The organism is Paraliomyxa miuraensis (assembly GCF_026337845.1).
Lineage (GTDB): Bacteria > Myxococcota_A > Polyangia > Nannocystales > Nannocystaceae > Paraliomyxa > Paraliomyxa miuraensis.
The window spans coordinates 1-4,967 of the sequence record NZ_JAOVZF010000111.1; the positions used below are offsets into that span (position 1 = coordinate 1).

General features: G+C 64.5%; 3 protein-coding genes. All 3 read right to left on the reverse strand.

The genetic code is table 11. The annotated features are described in order from the left end of the window. On the reverse strand, positions 1-1,899 hold a 1,899-nt coding region (locus OEB96_RS00615; protein ID WP_266213426.1), incomplete at its 3' end, for an N-6 DNA methylase. 19 nt (positions 1,900-1,918) lie between these two features. Further along, a complete protein-coding gene (locus OEB96_RS00620; RefSeq protein ID WP_266213427.1) occupies positions 1,919-3,061 on the reverse strand; it encodes a hypothetical protein in 1,143 nt (380 codons plus the stop codon). A gap of 166 nt (positions 3,062-3,227) precedes the next feature. Then, a partial coding sequence (locus OEB96_RS00625) for an Eco57I restriction-modification methylase domain-containing protein (RefSeq protein WP_323137310.1) occupies positions 3,228-4,967 on the reverse strand: 1,740 nt, incomplete at its 5' end.

Sequence of the window (4,967 nt, forward strand, 5' to 3'; positions counted from 1 at the left end):
GCTCACCGCAAACGGGTTCTTGTCCACCCCATACAAGCACCGCTGTGCCACCAGTCGTCGTGCGTGCAGCAGCAGATCCTCATCGGCCCCGAGATCGGGCGCCTTCCCGTCTCGCTCCCACGCCTCCACCACCTTCTGCGCCAGGTGCCGGCAAGCCTCCACGAGGAATGCTCCCGACCCCATCGCCGGGTCGCACACCTTCAGCTCCAAGATCCTCTGCGCGCTCGGTTGCTCCCCCAGTCCCTCTAGCACCGGTCGCAGCGTCGTCCGCACGATCGGCTCGGTCAGGCTCCGTGGGGTGTAGTGGCTCCCCGAGCGTCGCCGCTCTTCGGTCGGCTGTAGGTACAGCGAGCCTCTCGGCAGCACTCGCGGGGTCTGCGGGCTCACCTTCTTCCCGAGCGCGGCCATCAGCTCGTCCACCGACCCGGCCGCCTTCACCTCCGCGTGCTGCTTGCTGCCGAGCTTGCATCCCGCGCCCTTCTCGAACGCATCCACCCGCGCCTTGCCCCTGATGCGCAGGACGTCTTCGAGGTCCACCACCACGTGCTGCGGTCGCACCCCGATGCTCGCTCCGTGGGTCCGCTTGACCTCGAACCCCATCACCGCCTCGTACACGCTGCCAATCTGCTCGACGTCGAGGCTCCGGTAGCTCAGCCGTTCCCCGTCGAGCATCAGCAGATCCTCGAGCACCCGCGACACCACCCCGTCCGAGACCCTTGGCGGCTCGATCACCTCCTGCGCCCCGAACCGCTGCCGCGCCGACCCCTTGGGCCGTCCCTCGAGGAACGGATACTCGTCGGGATGGAACAGCTGTCCATGCCGCGCCGGCAGCCACATCCCTCCGTGTCCACCGCCGTCGAACACCAGCCGAAACAGCGACAGGAGCTGTGCCCACGATCCGTATCGCTGGTCCATCGTGTCCGGGTAGAGCCCGGCATCCGCTCGTAGCCGCTCGAACAACCCGCCGACCGAGTAGTGCCCCACGTACACCGGGTCATCGGGTAGCATCTCCCGCTCCTCGGCGTAGAGCAGGAACACCAGTCGCATCAGCACCGTGATGAGCCCCCCGTACACGTGCTGCGGCTCCTCCCGCACCACCTCCCCGAGAAGCCGCCCCTCCGTCGCCTCGTCAGCCGCCTGGAACCCCCGCAGTAGCTCCCCGAGTGCCCGCAGCACCTGCTCGGCGAGCTTGGTGCTGACCACGTTCTGGTACTTTCGGCTCTCCACCACGACCGCCGGCAGCCGCCGCCCGGGCGGCAGCGTGAACATCCGCTCGGCGCAGAGCAGCATGTGTAGAGCGGCGACGAGCGGCCGCCCACCCACCTGCACCAGCGCCTCCGCCGGGAAGGTCAGGTGTCCCGAGCTTTCTCCGGCCGGCGCCGCCACCAATCGGACCCCCACCGGCGTGCTCATGAGCCCCAGTGGCACTCCTGTGTCCCGCAAGAGCCGCTCCATCTTGAGCTGCGGGCTCGCGTGCCACCCCCGCGGCTCGCGTGGCGGTCGATCGAGGAGTTGCAGGTCGTTCACGTCCCGCAGCTCCTGCACCAGCATCACGTGCTCTCCTTGCCGGTCCGCATCGGGCACCGCATGCGTGGGCCGCAGCACCTCCTGGTGATCCGGCAGCGCCACCTCCAGCCGTTTGGGCACCGCCTCTCCCGACTCCAGATCCTCGGTCTCCCAGTCGAGTAGCTCTCGTGCCAGCACCTCCCACCGGGGCAGCCTCGGATGATCCTTCGCGTCTGCCTCCATCACGGCACGCAGCCGTCGCTGCAGCTCGACCGCGTTGCGGGCCACCACCGCCTGCGCCTTCACCAGGGCAGGTGGCGACACCACCAGCCCCACCGGCTGCAAGAGGCCCAGCCACTCCTGATGCGCCCGCGTCTCCGGATCCTTCGCCATCACTTCGTTCCGTAGTGCTTCAGGTCGTGGGTCGAGGCGCGCAGGCAAGCCGCTCGATCGCAGTGGCTGCGATCGTGATGGAGCGGGCGAAGCGGTCGTGCTGTTCGCGGAGGCCGAAGCCCGTCTCGTCGGGAGGGAGGAAGGCCAGGGTCATGGTCTGGCCGTGGCCGAGGCGATCGGGCTTGCGGATCGGGAGGTCGAGCGCATCGGTGATCGGGAGCAGGCGGTCGCGGATGCGGTCGCGGGTGGCGCTGCGATCGAGGGTGTCGTCGTTGACGGAGATCTTGAAGCACAGCTTGCCATCCTCGAGCTGGAGGTAGGCTTTGACACCGGGCTCGACGGTGGTCCGCGGGAGGTGGCAGGCGCGAAAGCCTCCGGTGGGCGTGGGCACGTAGGAGATGTGCGCGCCCTTCATGGCGGGGATCGTGCGTCGGCAGTGCTCGAAGTAGCCGTAGTAGTAGCCCCAGTGCTCGTGTTCCCACGCGGCGGGTGGGTGGTCGAAGAAGCCTTCGTTGCGGAGGGAGAGCTTCGGGAGGTGGTGGCGGTAGGCAGTGGCGAGCTCGGCGGCTTCGCTGGCCTCGGCGCTGGCCGAGACGGGCTGCACGTGGGCAAGGAGGTCGTGGAGAGAAGCGAGGTCGTGGACGAAGGCGCGGGCCGGCAGGTGTGCGGAGAGCCGGTCGTCGAGCCGGGGGCGGGCGGTGAAGCGGCAGTGGCCGAGCAGGACGTAGGCCAGCTCGGCGGTCTCGGGGAGCGCGTCGACCTGGGTTTCGAGCTGGCCGAAGGAGAGGGCAGAGTCGACTTTGAGCTCGAGCAGCACCGTGTGGCCGGAGGCGTTGGTCATCGACAGGTCGTAGGTGCCGCCGTGGGGCTCCCACCCGACGTTGGTGGCCGGGCCGAAGCCCGGGCGCAGGAACTCGGGGAGGGTGGTGTGGCGCAGCAGGGAGACGAGCACGAACTGGTGGAAGCGCTCGGAGTCGATGCCGGTGCGGAGGAGGAGATCGAGGGCGGACATGGGAGTGGCTAACTGCTTTCTCTTGGATCTGGTCTTCGGCTTCTTCTTGTCGGTGCTCAGCGTGCGAGCTCGCCGCTGTTGCTCGAGTTGTTCGACGTCTGTGATGGCCTCCTCGAAGTGATGCTCGACCGGAGAGGCGCGTGTGTCCATCGAGGCCGTCGACGAGCATGAGGTCGAGGCCGGAGAGGAAGCGGGGCGGGGATTTTGGAGAGGCGGTGAGGGTGGCAGAGATTAAGTCGGCCAAGCGCCACGTGCGGACGAACTGCTCGTAGGTGTTGCCGGATTCGGTGGCGGAGGTGCCGGATCGCATGGCGGGCTATTCCTCGTCGCGCGGGAGCAACTCGAGGTTCGCGGAGGCGGGCTTCTTCTTGCTGCGCTTCTTCTTGGTGGTCTTCCAACCGTCGTCGTCATCGGATGGGTGCGACTGCGTTCGGGCAGGGGAGGGGGTCTTCTTCGCGGCCTTCTTGGCGCCCATGGCTTTGCCCGCCTTCGCTGCCTTGGTCGCCTTCTTGCCGCCCTTGGTCTTGCCACCATCGGCTGTGAGATCCGCGAGGCGTTCTTCTTCGGCGCGCTTCTGGTTGAGGTCGAGCAGGCGCGCGAGGACTTCCTCCTGGATCTCGTCCGGCCAGCGGTAGCGCCAGGGCTTGCGGCGGCGGCTGGAGGTCTCGTCGTCGTCCTCTTCCTCGTAGTCGAGCAGGAACTCGCAGCGAGGCTGGATGTCGGTCCAGCCGTAGGCGTCGAGCACGGTGCGGTCCATCGCGTCGTGGATCTCGCGAAGGCGGAGGATGTCGGGGGAGGTCTCGTTGGGGTCGTGAAAACGGTTGTAGGTGGTGGTCAGGCCCTCGTCGTTGCGGATCATCAGGGCGGCGCGGTGGGTGTAGTAGGCCTCTCCAGCGGTATCAAGGGTGGGATCGGTTCGCCATGAAGTAGGAAAGGGGAATGTTTCGAAGCAATCGGATATCGTATATCGAAGTCGATCTTCTTGGGTGGATCCAAACGCTCGGGCCCAGATTTCGTGGCAGCGGTTCTGGAGGGCGCAAAATGAAGAGTGTTCGGGAAGTGCGAATGCAGCATGTGGGGCTGCGATAACTGTGGAGGATGGGATGAAGGCAAATACCAGGTGCTTGGACGGGAAGGAGTGCATCAATATGCGCTGTAGAGGTTTGATAGCGTTGAATAACGCGGGGGTGTATCGCCCCCAGAGCCACCAGAATTTCTTTCTGCGTCGGCCGTCAGGGTTGTCTTTCTGCTTCATTCGTCCCGGTAGGACGCGTTCCTTTACGAGTTGATATAAGTCTGGCCATTGCTGAGCGTCGTTCTCTGAGCGCTCTTCGAAGTCGATAACATATCGTCTGTGCGATTGTTGGGGGTCTGTCAGTAGCTCGTCTCCTCCGATGTATGGCTTGATGATCTGAGCGTTCTTGCTGTCTTTCTCGATGATCTCTTTCATTTTGCTGAGCGGGTTTGCATCGGGATTGTTGTCTTCGAAGGTAAAGCCCATGCCAAGTACTACTGGGCCTTGGAAACTCAGTCCTGTATTGGACGGTAGTTGGTGTGGGTTGTCATCCCCGCCTTTGTGAACTAGGAATGCTGATATTAGATCGACTTCGCGATTGTTGAGGAGGGCTGGTGAATGGAAGGCGTCCTTGCGAATGCATAATGTGCTGACGATGACAGCGGCCTCGCCTGGCCATCGTACGCGGCGTCTGCAATCGTAGATGTTGCCCCCGTGTTTACGGATCCAGCGAAGGCCGGTTGTGCGAGTGTCTCCTTCGGAGATTGTATTGGTTGCAATCATGCCGAGGCAGCCTGTGCTGCGGAGTAGTAGGAAGGCGCGGCGGAGAAAATGGGCAACCAGGTCAGCATTTCCGTGTGATTCGCTGTGAGTCTGGAGCAGCCAGTCCGTCGTGTAGGTGGGAAGAGCCGATGCGATGGTGTTTTTGCCGGCAAAAGGAGGGTTTCCCACAATGGCGTCGAAGCCTGGATTCGAACGATCGAATACTTCGGGAAACTCCAACTCCCAATGGAATGGATGTAGGTCGATGTCGGGGGGGGG

Bases quoted from the DNA above. Each gene is read 5' to 3' on its own strand.
- OEB96_RS00620 (WP_266213427.1), bottom strand. From the start codon at position 3,061: ATGGACACACGCGCCTCTCCGGTCGAGCATCACTTCGAGGAGGCCATC.